We start from the raw sequence: 21,745 nt of genomic DNA, 5'->3' as shown, positions 1-21,745 counted from the left end.
CTGACTCCGCCCCATAGCAACCTATGGGTTATTCGACTTCAATACTTTTCACTTTCAGTGAATCGCCAGCATCAACCCGCAGACGATCGCCCTGACATTGTGGACACTGCGCATCATGCTGGGTGATTTCCACAACCTGACTGCAATCCCAGCACCATGCCTGGGCTGGCTTGTAATCAATATGCAGCTCACAACCCTGAGCCAGCGTCCCCTGACAGACGATGTCGAAACTGAAACGAACGGCGCTCTCTTCAACGCAGGAGAGCGCCCCGATTTCCAGCCAAACACCGGTTACACGTTTGACACCGTGCTGCTCTGCCTGCTGTTGAACAATCTCAACCGCGCTCTGACAAAGGGACAGCTCATGCATTTTCGCAGTTCCGACGACCCAGCAGCAACGCGCGGCGATTAAGCTGCGGCGCATTCGGATCGCTAACCGGCAGCGATAACAGCATTCGCGCGCAATCGTCAGTCAGACGCATGCCTTCTTGCGCCGACATACTGTGCGAAAGCGGCGACATCAGTGAGCAGGAAAGGTATTGCGATACGCCCTCCAGTTCACCAACGGTAAAGGTCATCTCGCCATACGGCAGACGCAGTCCGATTTTTTCGCTGACTTTACGCACCGGCCAGATCTGGTCCGGTCCGGGGAAAATCAGTGCGCTGAGCATCCAGGGCGTGATAACACACCCCGTCCACTGTCCTTCAAACAGCGTAAATTCAGAGACATATACCGGCATGTTCGGATGCAGGAAAGAGAGATCGTGCATTGAACGCCGGGCAACCTCTTCAAACGCTGCCTGAATTTGCATCTTCGGGGCCGTCTGAAAACCGACAAACTCCTCAGACATGAGCCGCCTCCCGCGGGATCGCTTCAACACCTGATTCGCGAAGCGCGGCAAGAACCTGCTCAAGCGCAGGTTCAATCATCGCTTCAACCGTTGGCGTTAGTCCGATATGCGGCTCCAGCGATTCCGGAATAACACCGACTAACGTCAGCTTTTTCGGAAACTCGCCGGTGAAACGCAGGGCCGACAATACGTCGGCCAGACCAAGCTGGTGCGGTGAGATTTTGTTGGTAAACAGCGCCGGGATCTCTTCATCCCGCAGGACCATCATCGTTCCTGGCGTGTTTTTCTTCGACACAATGGCGTCAGCAATGATCAGATGATCTCTGTTCGCCATATCACCGAGAAGCTCCATCCCAGCCGTACCACCGTCCAGAACATCAACAAAGTCTGGCAGGACGTACCGTTGTTCTAATGCCTCAACGATACGTACCCCGATGGCTTCGTCGGTCAGCAAAATATTGCCGACCCCTAAGACTAATATCCGCATTACAGAACCTTAACTGAGACCACTTCGTTCCCATCAACGTCCACCACATGCACCGCACATGACATACAAGGGTCGAAGGAGTGAATGGTACGAACCACTTCCAGCGGTTTGTTTGGATCGGCAATCGGCGTACCTACCAGCGAGCGCTCATACGGTCCCACTTCATCATTAAAGTTACGTGGGCCAGAGTTCCAGGTTGACGGTACTACCGCCTGGTAGTTGCTGATAATGCCATCTTTGATCACCATCCAGTGAGACAGCATACCGCGCGGCGCTTCGAGGAAACCGACACCTTTAAATTCACCCGTTGCCGGGATATCCGGTTTCACGAAGGTGGTGTGGTCACCTTTACCGATGTTCACAATCAGCGCGTTGTACTGATCCTGCAGAACGTTCTGCAGTTCACAGCAGTGAACGGTACGGCCAATAATACGGCCCAACGTAGAGTGCAGCTGTGACACTTCGATAGTTTTACCGGTCAGCTTGGTGTAAATCGCGATGATTTCATTCAGCTTGGCATGGGTAGACTCGCGTTTGGCCGCCAGTTTACACAGCATGTTGGCCAGCGGACCCACTTCAACCGTTTTACCGTAGAAGGTCGGTGCTTTAACCCAGGAGTACTTGCCGTCATCTGACCAACCAGTGTAATCAGGAACCGTTGTGCCTTCCCACGGAGCCTGCGGCGCTTCGTCTTTGTACCACGCGTGTTTCGCACTCTCCTGAATCCCTTTGATCAGGTACTCATCGGAGTGAGAGGTGATCGGACGATAGGTCGACAGATCTTCATTGGTGATGTAACCACCCGGGAACAGGAAGCTGCCGTTTTTACCGTCAGTCGGGAATTCCGGTGCGCTCAGATAGTTAACTGCACCTTGACCACGTTCCAGCCACTCAGGGTAGAACGCAGCAATAACTGCGGTATCAACCTTGTAAACCTGCTCAACGAAGTCGCTCAGCTTATCGATAAAGGACTTGATATACATCAGGCGCTCGAGGTTCAGCACGCCAAGGCCGTCGAGGTTAATTGGGTTAGCAACCCCGCCTACCGCCAGGTTCTGAATGTGCGGCGTTTTACCGCCCAACAGCGCCACAACACGGTTAGCATCACGCTGGCATTCCAGCGCCTGCAGGTAGTGAGCGACCGCAATCAGGTTCACTTCTGGCGGCAGCTGCATCGCCGGGTGACCCCAGCAACCGTTGGCAAAAATGCCTAACTGACCGCTGGCAACAAGGTCTTTGATCTTGTTCTGAACCTTAGTGAACTCTTCTGCGCTGTTCAGGTGCCAGGAGGACACGCCGTTCAGCATGGCAGACGCTTTCGCTGGATCTGCTTTCAGTGCAGAGGTGATATCCACCCAGTCCAGCGCAGAGAGCTGATAGAAGTGAACAATGTGGTCATGCGTGGTGTGCGCGGCCAGAATGATGTTACGGATATACTGTGCGTTCACCGGAACATCAATATTCAGCGCGCTTTCTGCTGCACGAACGGAAGAGATAGCGTGAGTGGTAGTACAAACGCCACAGATACGCTGCACAATCATCCAGGCATCGCGCGGATCGCGGTTTTTCACGATCTCTTCCATGCCGCGCCACATGGTACCGGAAGCCCATGCTTTAGATACCACGCCATTTTCGATTTCGCAGTCGATGCGTAAATGACCCTCAATACGGGTTACCGGATCAATAGTAATTCTCTGGCTCATGCTTTGCTCGCCTCATGACGATTTTGATCGTTTTGTTTTAAAGGAGGAAGTATCGGCAGTAGACGAATGAGTACGATGTATGCACAAATCTCAATAGCCACAAAACCAATAGAAATCAACAGTTCTTCCCAGGTCGGGAAGTAGTGGTAGCCACCACCTGGATTGAACGCCACCAGCGAATAGGACAGACGCCATGTCGCACAACCCAACAATGCGCTCAGCGCAGACAGATACAGCATACGCGAGTCGTTACGCAGCTTAGTGACGCGCAGCACCACCAGCGGGAAGACCATCAGCACGACTTCAATCCAGAACATCAGGGAGTAAAGATCGCCTGAGAACGCATAGGACAGCTTGTCGCGATAGATCAGTTCGCCAAAGCGCAGGACCACGAAAATCGCCAACAGCACACTGATGGTATTCGTCAGCTTGATGAACAAACTTTTCTCGTCCGGACCATTACCTTTCAGCCCGGCTTGTACCAACGAGCCTTCGAAGATGACGATCGAGAAGCCCATAATAAAAGCGGTTAATACGGAGAAAAGCGGCAACATTTCATAAGCTTGCCATAGCGGATGCACCTTATAGCCCGCAGAAATCATCAATGAACCCATCGAAGACTGGTGCATAGTTGGCAGCAGCGCGCCAAGGGCAATGATAAAGAACATCACTTTATTCAAACGTTTGAGAGAGACTTTCCACCCCAGACGTTCAAACAGAGCCGGAGCAAATTCCAGCGCCATGATGCCGATATATATGGTCATACAGACCGCCGTTTCGAACAGTACCGAGTTCACGTTGAAGTGGCCCGGAATGTAGAAATACGGCAGGTTCCAGTAACGACCGACGTCAATGGTGATCGACAGACCACCCAGCGAGTAGCCAAACAGGCTCGCCAACAGCGCCGGACGTACCAGTGGATGGTATTGTCCTCTGTTGAAAACATACACCGCCCACGCCAGAGCCCAGCCACCGCACGCGAAGCCGGTACCAATCAGCAGGTCAAACGCGATCCATACACCCCATGGGAAACCGCCGTTCAGATCGGAGACTGAGCCCAATCCGAAGACCAGACGTTTCACGATCAGGAGCATACACAGGACGATAAGCGGCCCAAAAATAATGACCGGTTTGCTGATTATTTTTCCGCCCAGCGGTTTAGGATCATGACTCATGATCGTCTCCTCCATCGTGATGGTCGTTTTTCGTGTTACGACGAACCAGCACGGTTAAGCCCGCCAGCGCAGCCAGGGGTAATATCATGCCCTTGTACAAGGAATGTTGAACATGTTCGGAACGCGCACCGGTTGAAAGATCATCCAGTTTCGGCAGATCCAAATCCTCGTAAGGAACGCCCGTCAGTACCATAACCTGTGTACCACCACCCTCTTTCTCGCCGTACAGATGGGGGTAATACTTCGGTACCGTATGCAGATAGGTATCGCCTGCTTTCACCGTCTGACGCGGATAGTGGTATTCGCTGCCAGGCTTCAGCGCGAGACGTTTTTTCGCCTCAGCCATAAGCTCTTCACGCGTACCAAAAATCACCGCACCAGCAGGGCACACTTCAACACAACCCGGTAAACCGCCTTTGTCCAGACGCTCAACACCTTTCTGGTTACACAGTTCACATTTGTGAAGCGCACCAAACGGGTTGTTGTAGTCATACTTAGGCACATTGTACGGGCAGGCGACCATGCAGTAACGACAGCCCGTGCAGACATCTTTGTCATAGTGGACGATGCCAGTTTTCGGATCTTTCTTCAGCGCGGAGACCGGGCAAACGGAGACGCAGTTCGGATCGACACAGTGCATGCACTGCTTCTTAATGTATGCGTAGCCGTTTTCTTCCTGGTCTTTGTTGACGCCTGTTCCGCTACGCCACACCTGGATGATGTTATTGGTATACGGTGACAGTTTGTCGTTGTTCGACCAGGTCTGCTCGCCTTCCGGGTTACGCGCCGGGAAGTTGATATCCTGACACTTGGTGACACAGGCCTGGCAGCCTACGCACAGCGTCGAGTCATAGAGCATCCCAAGAGAACCAGGAATCGGCGGACGGTTTTCTGCAGCCGCATGGCTGATGGACGGCGCAGCGCCCAACAGCAATGCCCCGCTGGAGGCTGCTTTAATAAAGTTACGTCTGTTCACGGTTATTCTCCCCGTGAGTCAGCGTTATCTTTCTTCTGCTGACGCCCCAGTTCACGAACCGCCATCACGCTGACACCGGCAACCAGTCCTACTACGCCACCAAGCAGCCCAATCGCCCCGGCAGAAATATTGCCGCCTTCTTTCATATTGACGTCAGGTTTCTCGGAACGCGGTGTTTGGTTTTCCACATGAGCAAGCTGGTGAATACCTTTATGGAAACCGACACCTTCTTCGTTACAGCCGTAGCAAGGGTGACCGATTGCCACCGGCCACACGCCGCCAACATCGCAGAATTGCAGCGTTGAGCAGTTGCCGTAGGTTTCTGGTCCTTTACAGCCCAGATGGTAGAGGCACCAGCCTTCACGGTGACCTTCATCGCCAAACTCTTTAGCAAAACGACCTGCATCGAAGTGCGGGCGACGTTCGCAGTGTTCGTGAATCAAACGACCATAGGCAAATGTCGGACGGTTTTTGGTATCCAGCTTCGGCGGCTTACCGTAAGTGATGATATGCGCGACCGTTGCAAGGAAGTTGTGCGGGTTCGGAGGACAGCCGGGGATGTTGATGATGGTTTTGCCTGGCAGAACTTCCTGCAAGCCGACGGCACCCGTTGGGTTAACGCCAGCAGCAGCAACACCACCCCACGCGGCACAAGAGCCGATGGCAATGATAGCGGCAGCGCCTTCTGCGGCCCGGCGGATGTGATCTACGATCGGCTCACCGGCAACCATGCAGTAAATACCATTGTCTTTCAGTGGGATAGAACCATCTACAACCAAAACATATTGCCCTTTGTACTTCTCCAGAGCGTTATGTTTATTCTCTTCGACCTGGTGGCCGAAGGCGGCAGAGAGTACCTCATGGTATTCCAGAGAGATTGTCTCCAGAACGAGGTTTTCCACTGTAGGGTGTGTCGCGCGAAGTAGCGATTCAGTACAACCCGTACACTCCTGCGCACCAATCCAGATAACCGGTGGACGCTGAGGACGAGAAACTGATTCGGCCATTTCTGCGGCGGCTTTGCTACTGAGCCCCATGGTAGCGGCCAGTGCTGCACAAAGCTTCATGAAATCACGGCGATTGATGCCGTTCGAATTGATGAGAGAGTTATCTCCAGTCATTTTATAGTTATTCCGTTGCGAAGACCTGGCTTTTATTTTGCACCTTTCGCATGTTGCATATTGCGATCGGCGCGCCATTTACCACACTTTTTATATGGTTATGTGCATTATAATACTTCGGCGGAGCAACAAAACGAAGGCGTAGGTCAATAGTGTAATTAATTAAAGCAAGATAATACCCCTTTCGGATCAAGCTTCGAGACGATAGCCAGCCATGAAAAAACGAATTGTTGTACTGGACTGGTTCTCTTTAAAGAAATCCATAACCATCTCTTTATCCAGCCCATAGCGACGCGTGAGGATCCCCGCTTCCCACGCGCTGAGCTGTCGATCGCCCGTTTTTTCAAACATTCGATGAGAAAATCCCAGCACAAAACCGCGTTTATAATCAGCACAAAAATTGGCCGCCGTGCGTGCGCTATCCGCACTTGACGCGTTTAATCCGGCCATCAAGCCTTTTCCAAAATGGTTGTCCATGCATAACCTCCAATCGCTATATAATAAATTATATAGCGATTTTTTAAGCAAAGACCAGAGGTATCACGTACTTTTTTATGCCCGCTTAAAAGGACACCCATTCATCCTTTTTAGCGGCCGCAGACGTTTTGCTGTCTGCTGAAGGGGAAGCGGTGCTGGCGGCGGCGTACTGCACATCGTTTGCTGAAAGGCGGAACTGTTGTACCGAGCGTTGCAGCTCTTCCGTTTGCCGTTCAAGCGCCACAGCTGCGGCGGAAACTTGCTCTACCAGCGCGGCGTTCTGTTGCGTTACGCTGTCCATCTGCGTGATCGCCACGCTCACCTGCGAAATGCCCTTATTCTGTTCTTCTGAGGCAGAAGCAATTTGCTTCATGATAACGGTCACTTCGGTGGCTCCGCGCAGAATCGCCTCCATGGTTAATCCCGTCTCTTTAACCAGTCGAGCGCCCTGATCGACGCGACGCGACGATTCGCCAATCAGCGTCTCAATCTCTTTCGCCGCCCCGGCGCTACGGCTGGCAAGGTTACGCACCTCACCGGCAACAACGGCAAAACCACGCCCCTGCTCACCTGCTCTGGCAGCTTCAACTGCCGCGTTCAGCGCCAGAATATTGGTCTGGAAGGCAATGCTATTAATAACCGACGTAATTTCCGCGATCTGTTTAGAGCTGGCGGCAATGCCGTCCATCGTCTCAACCACTTCTGAAACCAGGCTGCTCCCTTTACCTGCCGTCTCTGTCGCCGTATCGGCAAGCTGGCTGGCTTCACGCGCATTTTCGGCGTTCAGTTTTACCGTTGCGGTCAGTTGCTCCATGCTGGCAGCGGTCTCTTCCAGCGCCGCAGCCTGCTCCTCAGTACGCGATGAGAGATCGTTATTGCCGGTGGAAATTTCCGTAGCCCCTCGCCAGATGTTGTCACTACCTGAGCGAATTGTACTGACGGCTTCGCGCAGGCTGTCCTGCATCGCGCACAATAACGGCACCAGTTGGCCCACGCAGTTACGGCCAAAATCTTCGATTGGATGGCTGAGATCGCCCTGAGCAATCTGCTGGAACTGCTGGCGGATACGTCCCAGGGGTTTCACCATCATGGCGACGAGGTAACGATCTGTGAAGAACAGGAGAGCAATACCGAGGATCACGGCGGTAATAATTAGCGTCCGGATGATAGACGTTTTGCCATCGACCATGACACGCGTGGTATCAAGCCGCTCACCTGCCGTGGCGTTAAAACGTTCGGCACTGGCGCCAAATTCACGGCTCAGCGCTGGCGTAACGGTGCTGGCATGCTCCGCAAAGGCCGTAAGCGTGCCCTGCTGCGCCAGTTGCATTTGCGGAACCACCCCGTTATCCAGCAGCGCCTGCCACTTCGTCAGTACCGCCGCGGCAACGTCCGGATCCATAGGCCCCGGAGACAACGTTTTCATCTCCTGGAGTTTTTTGCTCATATTCTCCAGGGACTGCTGCGCTGGTGCAAAATCAGGCGTTCCGCCGCTCATTTTGACATCCATGGCGCGACTTAAGCGCGTTACGAAGCGAAAATACTGATCGTTCCCCTGACTGAGCACCGTCATCTGATGGACAAGATGACGGTCAATATCATTGCCTTCAGATATTTTTGATAAAGAATGAAGACTGAAAAAACCCACGCCCGACCAGAGCAGGCAAAAAAGTCCCAGTATTGCCAACATGACAATACGAATAGTGAAGTTTTTCAGCAAACGCATAATAATTTCCTTGCCGTTGATGAGGAATTCGCCATCAGGCGATACTTATCCTTGTTATCGGCAGGCAACAGAGAAGATATAATGCATTCTTTATTTTTTTACTTTCTTAAGTACATCCAATATTATTTACACTATATCAACATGAATGCTAATGAAATTAGCTAGCATTATTATTCAGATAATTAACCTGAAGCATTAAATAATCCCTTGTTTTCTATCGTAAATATTTGTTAAACCATGCAAGAGTACGTTCCCAGGCCAAATCAGCGGCAGCATTATCATAACGCGGTGTCGAGTCATTATGAAAACCATGATTAACGCCGGGATAGATATATGCCTCATAGACTTTCTTATTGGCTTTGAGCGCCGCTTCATAGGCGGGCCATCCCTCATTAATTCGGGTATCTAATTGCGCATAGTGCAGTAATAAAGGCGCTTTTATTTTAGGGACATCTGATGCAGGAACCTGACGCCCATAAAAAGGCACTGCGCAGGCCAGTTCAGGAAAAGCAACGGCTGCGGCGTTCGACACGCCGCCACCGTAGCAAAATCCGGTGATACCCACCTTTCCCGTCGCGCCTGAATAACGCTGCATAAATTCAATGGCGGCAAAAAAGTCATTCATCAGCTTTACGGGGTCAACCTGCTGCTGCAACTCCCGACCTTTATCATCATTGCCAGGATAGCCCCCCACTGAACTTAAGCCATCAGGCGCGAGCGCAATATAGCCCGCCTTTGCCACCCGCCGTGCCACATCCTCAATATACGGATTCAGCCCACGATTCTCATGCACCACCACTACCGCCGGAACTTTCCCCGTCGCTTTCGCAGGTTTGACCAGATACCCACGCACATCACCATGCCCTTCAGGTGAAGGGTAAGTCATGTATTCCGCCAGGATATCAGGATCGGTGAACTCCACCTGCGTTGCGAGGGCATAATTGGGTTTCAATACATTGAATAAAGCCAGCGCCGTCATACCACCGACTGCATATTTCGCAGCAAGATTGAGAAACTCGCGTTTCGTTATTTTGCCATGAGCGTAATAGTCATAGTAGTCGAGCAATTCTTGCGGAAAGTCTTTGGCAGTTAGACGCGACATGGCAGCACTCCGGATCGATGTTTTTTTAAGCAAAGCACAGTGGTCTGTTTTTGCCCAGTTTTTCATTCCAGTGTGACCTGGTGAACGGGATATTCACCATGAACCCGCTAGAATAGAAACGTTGTTTCGAAATTCACCTGCACTAAGGAGATCTCATGGACTGGTTTGCCAATCCTGAACGTTACGAGCAGATGCTCTATCGCTACTGCGGGCGCAGCGGTTTACGTTTACCCGCGCTATCGCTGGGTTTGTGGCACAGTTTTGGGCACGTTCAGGCGCTGGATTCACAGCGCGCTCTGCTGCGTAAAGCATTTGATTTAGGCATCACGCATTTTGATTTAGCCAATAACTACGGGCCGCCTCCGGGCAGCGCAGAAGAGAATTTTGGCCGATTACTGCGCGAGGATTTTGCACACTATCGTGATGAACTGATCATCTCCACCAAAGCAGGCTATGACATGTGGCCAGGGCCATACGGTTCTGGCGGTTCGCGCAAATACCTGCTCGCCAGCCTCGACCAGAGCCTGAAACGCATGGGCCTCGACTATGTCGATATCTTCTACTCGCACCGCGTTGACGAAAATACGCCAATGGAAGAGACCGCCTCAGCGCTGGCACATGCGGTGCAAAGCGGTAAAGCGCTGTATGTCGGTATCTCATCCTATTCCCCGGAGCGTACGCAGAAAATGGCCGAGCTGATGCGGGAATGGAAAATTCCGCTGCTGATCCACCAGCCTTCTTACAACCTGCTTAACCGTTGGGTAGACAGCAGCGGTCTGCTGGATACGCTGGAATCCAACGGCATGGGCTGCATCGCATTTACGCCGCTGGCCCAGGGGCTGCTGACGGGGAAATACCTCAACGGCATTCCGGAAGGTTCACGCATGCAGCGTGAAGGGAAAAAAGTTCGTGGGCTGACGGAAAATATGCTGACGGAAGAAAACCTTAACAGCCTGCGTTTGCTCAATGAAATGGCGCAACAGCGCGGACAGTCGATGGCGCAAATGGCCTTAAGCTGGCTGCTGAAAGACAACCGGGTGACGTCGGTATTAATTGGCGCCAGCCGACCGGAGCAACTGGAGGAGAACGTTCAGGCGTTGTCTAACCTGACGTTCAGCGCCGAAGAACTGGCGCAGATCGATAAACATGTCGCGGATGGTAAGCTGAACCTGTGGCAGGCCTCATCTGACAAATAGCCGTTTGTAACTCTGTGCCGGGAAGCGGCGTTAGCCTCCCCGGCACGTAACAGGGCCAGCTAATCCCTTCACACCTCTTCCGCTTTGATCTCTGGACGTTGAAATTCCGGCCACACCAGCGCGACAAGCGCAGGATAAGCCTCCAGACTGAACTCCCTGAAGCACTGGCGTAAGTTAAGCACATCCAGATCGGCATGCGGGACTTTCTCACCGCTCAGACAGCGCTTTTTTATATTGTCGTAATATTTATACACCGCAGAGTTGAGATCGCTACAACGCCGCTGTGCATCAAATAACCCTGGCGTCTCATTTAGCTCTACCATTGTCATCCGCTTGATCGTTGAGTGGATAAAATCGATATATTCGTGATTAACGCGCCAATACCATACTGGGGTAATCGAATTCATCAGTACCGAAAAATGATCTTCCCCCTCTTCTTTACTCAGCATTTCCGGCTGGTTTTCAGAGTGCCCATTTTCTGCATATCGGTTTTTATTTGCACTGCGCATCAACAAAAGTACCCCGCAGGTAAGCAATAGCAGGGTAATAACAGAATAAAATATACTGTTCATATACTGGCTCCATTTTTTTTGATTTTAAAATTACGCCATGCTATTGTCAACGCAGCCTGGTTTATTTAGAACAACATATCATTGGCATCAAAGGATATTTCAACATGCTTCCCGAGCATCTTGTTCCCTCTCGTTTTCACTTATCCAGCTCATCTACTAATACCAGTTCCACAGATAATAGTGAAAATTTGACTCAGGGAAAGAGAACATTAAGCGATTACGAACCCGATATTTTGATTAGCTCTACCGCTAACGGCCAGGCGCGCAATATGTTATTTGAAGAGTGCGATCGCCATTTAAAAGAGCGCCTGTTTCGTGCCGCAAAAATTGAGTCCTTCACTCGCCTGCTCAATTCACTACAAGCGGAAGGCGACATTAACGCTCAAGAATTAAGTAAAATTTTATCGACAAAAACAGCCAGCGTAAATGAACAGGGCAATAAAATTTGGCTTAATTTAATTACGCGTGAGACCAGCGATCCTATTTTTTATTCTCTGGAAGAGAAATAAAATGAAAGATGTTGAGGATAATAATGTTTATTTGGCTTTAGATGACCATAAAAGCGATGAGTTTGTCTTAAAGCAAAATTTGGCCGTATTGATTGCCAATAAAAATGCGACGTTGGAAAGCGTTGCCCAGGAGATGGTCTCTATTCCCGCCGCGCTGGTGCGGATGAAATGGCAAAATCGTCGCGAAATTTATGCGCTGCAGGCTAAAGAAGAGATCTATGGCGCCGCGATTGAAGCCATTATGGAGCAGCTACCAGAACTACGGGACAAAATCATGGCCCGGCTGGAGAGCACATACCAGCATATACTCAAGCGAGAAACAGCCACCTTACGCCTGACGCGTAAACTGTCTGAAGGGAACTACGAACCCACCAGGATAACGGCAGTCGCACTGGATGAGGACAGATAAGGGCGTGTGGGGTGAGTTAAATCAGGAGAGGAAGGCCGGGTAAGGCAACAACCATTACCCGGCAATCAGGATTACTTCGCTTTCACGGTCTCTTCACCGACCAGACCAATCTTCAGGAAACCCGCCTGATGCAGCGTATCCATAACTTTCATCATGGTTTCATAATCGACGGTTTTATCCGCACGGAAGAAAATCGTGGTGTCTTTCTTCCCATCGGTCAGCGTATTTAATTCGCTAATCATGGTGTCATCCGTCACCTGATTGTTGCCAATAAACATACTCTTATCGGCTTTAACAGACAGGTAAACCGGTTTTTCCGGACGCGGCTGCGGCGTGCTGGTGGAAGCCGGGAGATTCACCTTCACATCCACCGTTGCCAACGGTGCGGCCACCATAAAGATGATCAATAAAACCAACATAACATCGATAAACGGCGTCACGTTGATTTCATGCATTTCACCGTTATCGTCCAGGTTTTCATTAAAGCTCATTGCCATGGAACATTATCCTACACGTAATTTCTGCGCTGCACGTACCGGATGGGCAGAAGCGCTAGCGTTCAGGTCCAGATCGCGACTTTGCAGCAACAGCACCTGTGCCGCGACATCGCCCAGCATCGCTTTATAGCTGCCAATCTGACGTGCGAAAATGTTGTAGATAACGACCGCAGGAATTGCCGCGACCAGACCGATCGCCGTCGCTAACAGTGCTTCTGCGATACCCGGCGCAACAACGGCCAGGTTGGTCGTTTGGGTTTGTGCAATCCCGATGAAGCTATTCATGATGCCCCATACGGTACCGAACAGACCCACAAATGGAGAGATAGCCCCGATGGTGGCCAGGTAGCCGTTACCACGTCCCATATGACGACCTACCGCCGCCACACGACGCTCCAGACGGAAGCCGGTACGCTCTTTAATACCTTCGTTGTCGTCGCTGCCTTCTGACAATTCCAGTTCGTTCTGCGCTTCGTAAATCAACTGTGCGCCCAGGCTTTTGCCATCAAATCCTGCAGCAATCTCATTTGCCTGGTCTAAAGAGCGGGCGTCCGCCAGCAGTTGCTGTTCACGCTTAAGGCGGCGTTTCTGAGTAAAGAACTCAAGGCTCTTACTAAAGAAGATAGCCCAGGTGACCACTGATGCCAAAATCAGCCCAATCATCACGCACTTAACCACGATATCGGCGTGCTGATACATACCCCAGACGGAAAGATCCGTCTGCATCAAATTATTACCCACTCTGTATCTCCAGGACGCAAATCACAAAATCTGAGCGTAATGATATCAAAACGACGTCGAATTGATAGTCGTTCTCATTACTATTTACATATTGCCGCACCTTTGGTTTCTTTTCCTTGCGCTTACGCAGTAAAAAAGTCACCAGAAGCATTTTGAGATTATTTTCTACTGTATGACCGTTCTGCAGGATGCGTCATCTTTGATTCATGGTAGTTTAGACATCCAGACGTATAAAAACAGGTAAGACGACATGGCAGATAAGCAACTTGAAACCAAACTCGTTCACGCAGGACGCAGTAAAAAGTACACGCTGGGCGCGGTAAATAGCGTGATCCAGCGCGCTTCTTCGCTAGTGTTTGACACCGTAGAGGCCAAAAAGCAGGCTACGCACAACCGTGCTAACGGTGCGCTTTTCTATGGACGTCGCGGAACCCTGACGCATTTTTCCCTGCAAGAGGCAATGTGTGAACTGGAAGGCGGCGCGGGTTGCGCGTTGTTCCCCTGCGGCGCGGCGGCCGTTGCCAACACCATCCTCGCCTTTGTGGAACAAGGGGATCATGTGCTGATGACCAACACCGCCTATGAACCCAGCCAAGATTTCTGCACCAAAATTCTCGGCAAACTCGGCGTGTCCACCGGATGGTTCGATCCGCTGGTTGGTGCCGATATTGTGAAGCACATACAGCCGAACACTAAAGTCGTATTTCTGGAATCTCCCGGCTCTGTCACCATGGAAGTACATGATGTTCCTGCTATTGTTGCCGCCGTCAGAAGCGTCGCGCCGGATGCGATCATCATAATTGATAACACCTGGGCTGCCGGGGTGCTGTTCAAAGCGCTGGATTTTGGCATCGATATTTCTATTCAGGCTGGCACCAAATATCTGATTGGCCATTCCGACGCCATGGTCGGCACTGCGGTAGCTAATGCCCGTTGCTGGGATCAACTGCGCGAAAATGCCTATCTGATGGGGCAAATGCTGGACGCCGATACCGCCTATATGACCAGCCGCGGACTGCGTACGCTAAGCGTTCGCCTGCGCCAACATCATGAAAGCAGCTTAAAGGTCGCCGAGTGGCTGGCCAGCCATCCGCAGGTCGCCCGCGTGAACCACCCCGCGCTGCCCGGCAGTAAAGGCCACGAATTCTGGAAGCGTGATTTCACCGGCAGCAGCGGACTGTTCTCATTTGTATTGAATAAGAAACTAAATCATGAAGAGCTGGCCGCGTATCTGGACCACTTCAGTCTGTTCAGCATGGCCTACTCCTGGGGCGGATTTGAGTCGCTGATTCTCGCTAATCAGCCGGAACACATTGCGGCAATCCGTCCGCAAGGCGAGGTGGACTTCAGTGGAACGCTCATCCGTTTGCATATCGGTTTAGAGAATGTTGACGATCTGATTGCCGATTTGGCCGCAGGATTTGCCCGAATCGAGTAAAATTGCCATAGATGGACATATATGCAGACACTTCTGGTGGAAAAGTCTGCAATTGTTGCGTCCGGGATCAAGGCATCCCGGACAATTCAGGAGTACAATCCGCACATAAACGCTGTTCCACAGGAAAGTCCATGGTAGTCATTCAAGATATTGTCTCCGCGCTTTGGCAACACGATTTTGCCGCGTTGGCGGATCCGCACGTTGTGAGCGTGGTGTACTTCGTAATGTTCGCCACACTGTTTTTAGAAAATGGCCTGCTGCCTGCCTCCTTTTTACCCGGAGACAGCCTGTTATTGCTGGCAGGGGCGCTGATCGCTCAGGACGTGATGAGTTTTATACCTACCATAGCTATTCTGACTGCCGCAGCCAGTCTGGGCTGCTGGCTGAGCTACATTCAGGGACGCTGGCTGGGCAACACACGGACGGTAAAAGGCTGGCTGGCGCAATTACCTGATAAATATCATCAGCGCGCTACCTGCATGTTTGACCAACACGGGCTGATGGCACTGCTGGCTGGGCGTTTCCTGGCATTCGTTCGTACCTTGCTGCCAACAATGGCGGGAATTTCGGGTCTGCCAAACCGTCGGTTCCAGTTTTTTAACTGGCTGAGCGGTCTGCTGTGGGTCACCGTCGTCACCGGCTTTGGCTATGCGCTGAGCATGATCCCGTTCGTCAAACGCCATGAAGATCAGGTGATGACCTTTTTAATGATCCTGCCGATTGTCCTGTTAACCGCGGGTCTGTTGGGTACCCTGTTTGTCGTGATTAAAAAAAAATACTGTAGCGCCTGAGTATTAACCGTAGGCCGGGGTTCCCCCGGCATTTTCGCCTGATGACGTTTCGCTTATCAGGCCAGCGCTGAGTAAGTTTAACTCCCCTGCATCATTCGAATTCTGGCCGCATCCTCCCCCGGCGTTACGCCAAAGAAACGTTTGAATTCCCGACTGAATTGCGATGCGCTCTCATAGCCGACGCGCATGGCGGCTGCACTGGCCTTCATCCCGTCGTGGATCATCATCATCCGTGCTTTATGCAAACGATAGCTCTTCAGGTATTGCAGCGGCGACGTGCTGGTCACCGCTTTAAAATTATGATGAAACGCCGACACGCTCATGTTCGCTTCTGCCGCCAGCTGTTCGACATTGAGATTTTCGGTGTATTTGGTTTCAATGCGCTTTAGCACACGGCTTATCAAACTGAAATGCGTCTGGCGACTGACCAGCGCCAGTAATGCGCCGCCGCGCGGCCCGGTCAGCACATGGTAGAGGATCTCGCGAATAATCTGTTTCCCCAGAATACGCGCATCCAGCGGTCGCTCCATCACATCCAGCAGGCGCTCAGCGGCGCACAGTATTTCGTCAGAAAGCGTCGCGGAGTTGATCCCGCTGGCCGCCATGGCGGGCTGGAACAGCTCATCTTCCCCAATGTCCATCAACAGCTCCTGCAATTGCAGAATATCGACATTCAGGTAGATACCGGCCAGGGGAACCTCCGGCGTTGCATACGTTTCACATTCAAAGGGTAACGGTACGGTTAGCAACAGGTATTCGTTGGCGTCATAACGAAATACACGTTCATTGATATAACCAATTTTATGTCCCGAAAAGAGAAATATGATTCCTGGCTGATACATTACCGGTGTACGCGCTGCCGGCTCAGTGCCGTGCAGCAGGCGGACATCTGGCAGCAGTTCGCTGAGTTTATTTTCATTGTTTTTCAGCTGCTTAATTTTATCTGTCAGCAGAAGGCAGATCTCATCACGGTTCATAGAGCACCATTTCATCATCGGTTTGCAACCCTGACATAATGCGCAGATTTATCCGTTTTCTCCAGCAGTCTGTAGAAATGGGCAAGACATCGGCAGAAATGAGCATTGAGAGCAGCGCGGCTGACGACCACAATGTTCATCATCCGGCAGACACCCTCCTGCCCTCTTTTTTACCCACATAAGGGAACGAGCAATGAACAACTTTAATCTCCATACCCCAACCCGCATTCTGTTTGGTAAAGGTGCGATTGCTGAGCTGCGCGATCAAATCCCTCAGGATGCTCGCGTATTGGTTACCTATGGCGGCGGTAGCGTGAAAAAAACCGGTGTCCTGGCACAGGTTCAGGATGCGCTGAAAGGCTTGGACGTGCTGGAGTTTGGCGGTATTGAGCCGAACCCGTCTTATGAAACGCTGATGAACGCGGTAAAAATCGTGCGTGATGAGAAAGTGACGTTCCTGCTGGCGGTAGGCGGCGGTTCGGTGCTGGATGGCACCAAATTCATCGCGGCGGCGGCACAATACGCTGACGGCATCGATCCATGGCGCATTCTGGAAACCCACGGCAACGACGTAACAAGCGCTATCCCGATGGGCTCCGTATTAACCCTGCCAGCAACCGGCTCTGAATCTAACTCCGGCGCGGTCATTTCGCGTAAAACCACCGGCGATAAGCTGGCCTTTATGACCCCATTTGTGCAGCCGGTATTTGCCGTGCTGGATCCGGTTTACACCTATACCCTGCCGCCGCGTCAGGTTGCGAACGGCGTCGTAGATGCCTTCGTACATACCGTTGAGCAGTATGTGACTTATCCGGTAGACGGGAAAATTCAGGATCGCTTTGCTGAAGGTATTCTGCTTACGCTGGTAGAAGAAGGCCCGAAAGCATTGCAGGAGCCGGAAAATTACAACGTGCGTGCGAACGTTATGTGGGCGGCAACCCAGGCGCTGAACGGTCTGATTGGCGCAGGCGTACCACAAGACTGGGCAACGCATATGCTGGGCCACGAACTGACCGCAATGCACGGTCTGGATCATGCTCAAACATTGGCTATCGTTCTGCCAGCGCTGTGGAATGAAAAACGCGATACCAAACGTGCCAAACTGCTGCAATACGCAGAGCGTATCTGGAATATCACCGAAGGTTCCGATGACCAACGCATCGACGCCGCTATTGCCGCAACCCGCGCTTTCTTCGAACAAATGGGCGTACCGACTCGTCTGTCTGACTACGGCCTGGACGGTAGCTCCATCCCAGCGCTACTGGAAAAACTGCAAGCGCACGGCGGTACGAAACTGGGCGAACATCAGGACATTACGCTCGAGGTCAGCCGTCGGATTTACGAAGCTGCCCGCTAAGTTTTTTTCACCTCCGCCTTTCATTTTTGGGTATTTATATTCTAAATATTTCGAGTTGCATAAAGGCAGCAAAGGAGAGAATCCCCAGGAGCTTACATAAGTCAGTGACTGGGGGTGAAACGACAAACCTGCCGGGAGCAGATTTGAACGCTGCTTGCAGCGGCCTTGAAAGGACGAGGCCCATGGATGGGTCGAGTAATAAAGCCAACGCATATGCAGCTTGAAGTATGACGAGGATAGGCCAGACTTAAGTCACACCTAACTTACCGGGGCTTGCCTCGGTAAACTCAATTCAGGGGAGGAATTATGACCGGTCCAACCATTATTAAACTACAGGATGGTAACGTCATGCCGCAGCTGGGCCTGGGGGTCTGGAAGGCAAGTAACGAAGAGGTCATCACCGCCATTCATAAAGCGCTGGAAGTGGGGTATCGCTCAATTGATACCGCTGCGGCGTACAAAAACGAAGAAGGTGTCGGCAAAGCAATACGCGATGCGGGCGTACCGCGGGAAGAGTTATTCATCACCACCAAGCTATGGAATGATGACCAGAAACGCCCTCGGGAAGCCTTGCTCGAAAGCATGGAGAAACTCCAGCTCGATTACCTTGATCTTTATCTGATGCACTGGCCAGTTCCGGCGATCGACCACTACGTTGAAGCGTGGGAAAGCATGATCGATCTGCAAAAAGAAGGACTGATTAAGAGCATCGGCGTGTGTAACTTTCAGATCAATCATCTCCAGCGTCTGATGGATGAAACCGGCGTACCTCCGGTGATTAACCAGATAGAACTTCACCCACTTATGCAACAGCGCCAACTGCACGCCTGGAACGCAACGCATAAAATCCAGACCGAATCCTGGAGCCCGCTGGCGCAGGGCGGCAAAGACGTCTTTGATCAAAAGATTATCCGCGATCTCGCGGAGAAATATGGCAAATCACCGGCGCAGATTGTCATCCGCTGGCATCTGGATAGCGGCCTGGTGGTTATTCCGAAATCAGTCACCCCTGCGCGTATCGCAGAAAACTTTAACGTCTGGGACTTCCGCCTGGATAAAGATGAATTAGGCGAAATCGCAAAGCTCGATCAGGGCAAACGTCTGGGACCAGACCCGGACCAGTTCGGCGGTTAACCCCTTCTCTCCTGCCCGACATCTCGTCGGGCCTTTACTGATTTGAATTTCGGCGTAGACCACGTGCACAGCTAATTGAGTCCCATGCGTTCTGCCCCACTGGAAGCCGATTGAATCGCAGCAGAACAAATTTTTCGAGCAGTATGAAGGATATCTGTCGTCACACGATCGTGAACGGGCGGATGATGCAAAACTGGCCGCATTAGCGGCCAGAATTCGTGAGGCATAATTACTGAACACTTCCGCCAGATGGCACCTTATCCGGCCGACGGTCTTTCAGGCCCGGTAAACATTTCACTCCCGGGCAAGACAGGTTAGCGCCCTGCTACTTTCCCTCGTTTTTTGTTCGCGGCAGGCGTCTGGCGCTGATGCGCCACAGGCGTGTGCTTGGTCAACGCCGGACGGGTATGACGGTTCTGGCGACGCGCTTCGCGCATCTCTTCCAGCGTAGGCGCCGGAACCAGACATTCGCGACGACCACCGATCAGATGCTTTTTACCCATATCTTCCAGCGCCTGGCGGATTAACGGCCAGTTGGCTGGATCATGGTAACGCAGCAGCGCTTTATGCAGACGACGCTGTTTATCACCTTTCGGCACCACCACGTCTTCACTCTTGTAACCAATTTTACCCAGCGGGTTTTTCCCGGTGTAATACATGGTTGTGGAGTTCGCCAATGGTGATGGATAGAAGTTCTGCACCTGATCCAGACGGAAACGACGTTGCTTCAGCCACAGCGCCAGATTCACCATATCCTCGTCACGCGTCCCAGGATGCGCAGAAATAAAGTACGGGATCAGGTACTGCTCTTTACCGGCCTGTTTAGAGTAGGTGTCGAACAATTCCTTAAAGCGATCGTAGCTGCCCATCCCCGGCTTCATCATCTTCGACAGCGGGCCTTCTTCAGTATGCTCTGGCGCAATCTTCAGATAGCCGCCCACGTGGTGGGTCGCCAGCTCTTTGATATAGCGCGGATCTTCAACCGCGATGTCATAGCGCACACCTGAAGCGATAAGGATCTTTTTAATGCCTTTCAAATCACGCGCACGGCGATAGAGGTTAATCGTCGGCTCGTGGTTGGTATCCATATGCGGACAGATATCCGGGTAGACGCATGACAAACGACGGCAGGTTTGCTCCGCACGCGGTGACTTACAGCGCAGCATATACATGTTCGCCGTTGGGCCGCCGAGATCGGAAATCACGCCGGTAAAGCCCGGAACGGTGTCGCGAATAGCTTCGATTTCATTGATGATCGAATCTTCAGAGCGGCTCTGGATAATGCGGCCTTCGTGCTCGGTGATCGAACAGAACGAGCAGCCGCCAAAACAGCCTCGCATAATGTTGATCGAGAAACGGATCATCTCATAGGCCGGAATGCGGCTGTCGCCATACGCCGGATGCGGCACGCGCTTGTACGGCAGCGCAAAGACGCTGTCCATTTCTTCGGTAGAGAGCGGAATGGCTGGCGGGTTGATCCAGATGTAGCGATCGCCATGCTTTTGCATCAGCGCACGCGCACAGCCTGGGTTGGTTTCGTGGTGCAGGATGCGCGACGCATGTGCATACAGCACTTTATCGCCCTTCACTTTTTCGAAGGACGGCAGCAGCACGTAGGTTTTTTCCCACGGTTTCGGGCGCGGCGGCTGTACAGTTACCGCTTTCGCTTCCTGCTTTTTCGGTGCGACAGGTTTGTTGTCGGCACACGGCAAATCCTCGCCGTATGGATGCGGGATCGGGTCAATTTTGCCCGGCGTGTCGAGACGCGTGGAATCCACCCCACTCCAGCCCGGCAGCGCTTCTTTAACCATAATCGCGGTGTTACGCACGTCGCGGATCTGATCGATAGTTTCACCCATCGCCAGACGATGCGCCACTTCCACCAGCGGACGTTCGCCGTTACCGAACATCAGCATGTCGGCTTTTGAATCCACCAGCACGGAGCGACGAACGGTATCAGACCAGTAGTCGTAGTGCGCGGTACGGCGCAGGCTGGCCTCAATACCGCCGAGAATAACCGGCACATCTTTCCATGCTTCCTTACAGCGCTGGGTATAGACCAGCGTCGCGCGGTCCGGGCGTTTGCCCGCCACGTTGTCTGGCGTATAAGCATCGTCATGGCGCAGTCGGCGATCGGCGGTATAACGGTTGATCATCGAATCCATGTTGCCTGCGGTTACACCAAAGAACAGGTTCGGTTTACCCAAACGCATAAAATCGTCTTTGTTGTTCCACTCCGGCTGGGCGATAATCCCAACACGAAAGCCCTGCGCTTCCAGCATACGGCCGCAAATTGCCATGCCAAAGCTGGGATGATCGACGTATGCATCGCCGGTAACCAGAATGATGTCGCAGCTATCCCAGCCAAGTTGGTCCATTTCGTCGCGTGACATCGGCAAAAATGGTGCCGGGCCAAAACAGGCAGCCCAGTACTGCGGCCAGGAGAAAAGGTCTCTGTCCGGCTGGATCAGGGATATTGCGCTCATAGTGCTTCCAAAAATGGTAA

22 protein-coding genes and 1 pseudogene are annotated in these 21,745 nt (G+C 52.1%); 8 read left to right on the top strand and 15 right to left on the bottom strand.

Annotation, left to right across the window (positions count from 1 at the left end):
• Nucleotides 1–28 precede the first annotated feature (28 nt).
• The 10 genes from hypA to yghX all read right to left on the bottom strand — a co-directional run bounded on the left by hypA (nt 29) and on the right by yghX (nt 9,618).
• Nucleotides 29–370, bottom strand: a complete 342-nt coding sequence (gene hypA, locus HV302_RS04185; protein WP_016157467.1) for a hydrogenase maturation nickel metallochaperone HypA — start codon at nt 368–370, stop codon at nt 29–31.
• Nucleotides 363–851, bottom strand: coding sequence for a hydrogenase-2 assembly chaperone (gene hybE, locus HV302_RS04180; RefSeq protein WP_016154490.1), 489 nt, complete (start codon nt 849–851; stop codon nt 363–365). The genes hypA and hybE overlap by 8 nt, the downstream gene beginning before the upstream one ends.
• Nucleotides 844–1,338, bottom strand: a complete 495-nt coding sequence (locus tag HV302_RS04175) for a HyaD/HybD family hydrogenase maturation endopeptidase (protein ID WP_016157468.1) — start codon at nt 1,336–1,338, stop codon at nt 844–846. Before HV302_RS04175 ends, hybE begins: the two co-directional genes overlap by 8 nt.
• Nucleotides 1,338–3,041 carry a hydrogenase 2 large subunit gene (hybC, locus tag HV302_RS04170; RefSeq protein ID WP_003024476.1) on the bottom strand — a complete coding sequence of 568 codons (1,704 nt, stop codon included), beginning with the start codon at nt 3,039–3,041 and terminating at the stop codon, nt 1,338–1,340. Before hybC ends, HV302_RS04175 begins: the two co-directional genes overlap by 1 nt.
• On the bottom strand, nt 3,038–4,216 hold the full coding sequence (hybB, locus tag HV302_RS04165; protein WP_016154492.1) for a Ni/Fe-hydrogenase cytochrome b subunit: 1,179 nt from the start codon (nt 4,214–4,216) through the stop codon (nt 3,038–3,040). The genes hybC and hybB overlap by 4 nt, the downstream gene beginning before the upstream one ends.
• Entirely contained in the window at nt 4,206–5,192 is a 987-nt protein-coding gene (gene hybA / locus HV302_RS04160; RefSeq protein ID WP_003828357.1) for a hydrogenase 2 operon protein HybA, read from the bottom strand. Before hybA ends, hybB begins: the two co-directional genes overlap by 11 nt.
• A 2-nt stretch (nt 5,193–5,194) precedes the next feature.
• On the bottom strand, nt 5,195–6,313 hold the full coding sequence (hybO, locus tag HV302_RS04155) for a hydrogenase 2 small subunit (protein WP_016154493.1): 1,119 nt from the start codon (nt 6,311–6,313) through the stop codon (nt 5,195–5,197).
• A 189-nt stretch (nt 6,314–6,502) separates the two neighbouring features.
• Nucleotides 6,503–6,790 carry a DUF2623 family protein gene (locus HV302_RS04150; protein WP_016154494.1) on the bottom strand — a complete coding sequence of 96 codons (288 nt, stop codon included), beginning with the start codon at nt 6,788–6,790 and terminating at the stop codon, nt 6,503–6,505.
• 85 nt (nt 6,791–6,875) lie between these two features.
• Nucleotides 6,876–8,516, bottom strand: coding sequence for a methyl-accepting chemotaxis protein (locus tag HV302_RS04145; RefSeq protein ID WP_181626948.1), 1,641 nt, complete (start codon nt 8,514–8,516; stop codon nt 6,876–6,878).
• Between the two features lie 214 nt (nt 8,517–8,730).
• A complete protein-coding gene (gene yghX, locus HV302_RS04140; protein WP_049268743.1) occupies nt 8,731–9,618 on the bottom strand; it encodes a YghX family hydrolase in 888 nt (295 codons plus the stop codon).
• 155 nt (nt 9,619–9,773) lie between these two features.
• Here yghX and HV302_RS04135 point away from each other — a divergent pair, with 155 nt between their 5' ends.
• Entirely contained in the window at nt 9,774–10,814 is a 1,041-nt protein-coding gene (locus tag HV302_RS04135; protein ID WP_046276176.1) for an aldo/keto reductase, read from the top strand.
• A gap of 68 nt (nt 10,815–10,882) precedes the next feature.
• Here the strand turns inward: HV302_RS04135 and HV302_RS04130 are convergent, their stop codons facing one another.
• Nucleotides 10,883–11,386 carry an ESA_00282 family adhesion-associated protein gene (locus HV302_RS04130; protein ID WP_016154498.1) on the bottom strand — a complete coding sequence of 168 codons (504 nt, stop codon included), beginning with the start codon at nt 11,384–11,386 and terminating at the stop codon, nt 10,883–10,885.
• A gap of 104 nt (nt 11,387–11,490) precedes the next feature.
• Here HV302_RS04130 and HV302_RS04125 point away from each other — a divergent pair, with 104 nt between their 5' ends.
• Both HV302_RS04125 and HV302_RS04120 read left to right on the top strand, forming a co-directional pair.
• On the top strand, nt 11,491–11,895 hold the full coding sequence (locus HV302_RS04125) for a hypothetical protein (RefSeq protein WP_016154499.1): 405 nt from the start codon (nt 11,491–11,493) through the stop codon (nt 11,893–11,895).
• Between the two features lies 1 nt (nt 11,896).
• On the top strand, nt 11,897–12,304 hold the full coding sequence (locus tag HV302_RS04120; protein ID WP_181626947.1) for a cytoplasmic protein: 408 nt from the start codon (nt 11,897–11,899) through the stop codon (nt 12,302–12,304).
• Nucleotides 12,305–12,375: 71 nt separating this feature from the next.
• Here the strand turns inward: HV302_RS04120 and exbD are convergent, their stop codons facing one another.
• Nucleotides 12,376–12,801, bottom strand: coding sequence for a TonB system transport protein ExbD (gene exbD / locus HV302_RS04115; RefSeq protein WP_016154501.1), 426 nt, complete (start codon nt 12,799–12,801; stop codon nt 12,376–12,378).
• 6 nt (nt 12,802–12,807) lie between these two features.
• Entirely contained in the window at nt 12,808–13,542 is a 735-nt protein-coding gene (exbB, locus tag HV302_RS04110) for a tol-pal system-associated acyl-CoA thioesterase (RefSeq protein ID WP_016154502.1), read from the bottom strand.
• 250 nt (nt 13,543–13,792) lie between these two features.
• Here exbB and metC point away from each other — a divergent pair, with 250 nt between their 5' ends.
• Nucleotides 13,793–14,980 carry a cystathionine beta-lyase gene (gene metC, locus HV302_RS04105; protein WP_016157474.1) on the top strand — a complete coding sequence of 396 codons (1,188 nt, stop codon included), beginning with the start codon at nt 13,793–13,795 and terminating at the stop codon, nt 14,978–14,980.
• Between the two features lie 131 nt (nt 14,981–15,111).
• The gene (gene yghB / locus HV302_RS04100; RefSeq protein ID WP_046276174.1) at nt 15,112–15,771 is read left to right on the top strand and encodes a DedA family general envelope maintenance protein YghB; all 660 of its coding nucleotides are present in this window, start codon (nt 15,112–15,114) and stop codon (nt 15,769–15,771) included.
• A 77-nt stretch (nt 15,772–15,848) separates the two neighbouring features.
• Here the strand turns inward: yghB and HV302_RS04095 are convergent, their stop codons facing one another.
• Complete coding sequence (locus HV302_RS04095) at nt 15,849–16,748, bottom strand: AraC family transcriptional regulator (protein ID WP_029139662.1); 900 nt, start codon at nt 16,746–16,748, stop codon at nt 15,849–15,851.
• Between the two features lie 193 nt (nt 16,749–16,941).
• Here HV302_RS04095 and yqhD point away from each other — a divergent pair, with 193 nt between their 5' ends.
• The 3 genes and pseudogenes from yqhD to HV302_RS04080 form a co-directional block, all read left to right on the top strand.
• The gene (gene yqhD, locus HV302_RS04090) at nt 16,942–18,105 is read left to right on the top strand and encodes an alcohol dehydrogenase (RefSeq protein WP_003838168.1); all 1,164 of its coding nucleotides are present in this window, start codon (nt 16,942–16,944) and stop codon (nt 18,103–18,105) included.
• Nucleotides 18,106–18,411: 306 nt separating this feature from the next.
• Entirely contained in the window at nt 18,412–19,239 is an 828-nt protein-coding gene (gene dkgA / locus HV302_RS04085) for a 2,5-didehydrogluconate reductase DkgA (protein WP_016154506.1), read from the top strand.
• 48 nt (nt 19,240–19,287) lie between these two features.
• A pseudogene (locus tag HV302_RS04080) lies at nt 19,288–19,468 on the top strand (hypothetical protein); the annotation flags it as partial.
• 85 nt (nt 19,469–19,553) lie between these two features.
• Here HV302_RS04080 and HV302_RS04075 read toward each other — a convergent pair.
• Nucleotides 19,554–21,725 carry a YgiQ family radical SAM protein gene (locus tag HV302_RS04075; RefSeq protein WP_003024532.1) on the bottom strand — a complete coding sequence of 724 codons (2,172 nt, stop codon included), beginning with the start codon at nt 21,723–21,725 and terminating at the stop codon, nt 19,554–19,556.
• Nucleotides 21,726–21,745 lie beyond the last annotated feature (20 nt).

Origin of the sequence: Citrobacter sp. RHBSTW-00859 (assembly GCF_013729795.1) — a bacterium.
GTDB lineage: Bacteria > Pseudomonadota > Gammaproteobacteria > Enterobacterales > Enterobacteriaceae > Citrobacter > Citrobacter braakii.
The sequence above is the reverse complement of the archived record's forward strand: the minus strand, read 5'-3'. Positions and strand labels throughout refer to the sequence as shown.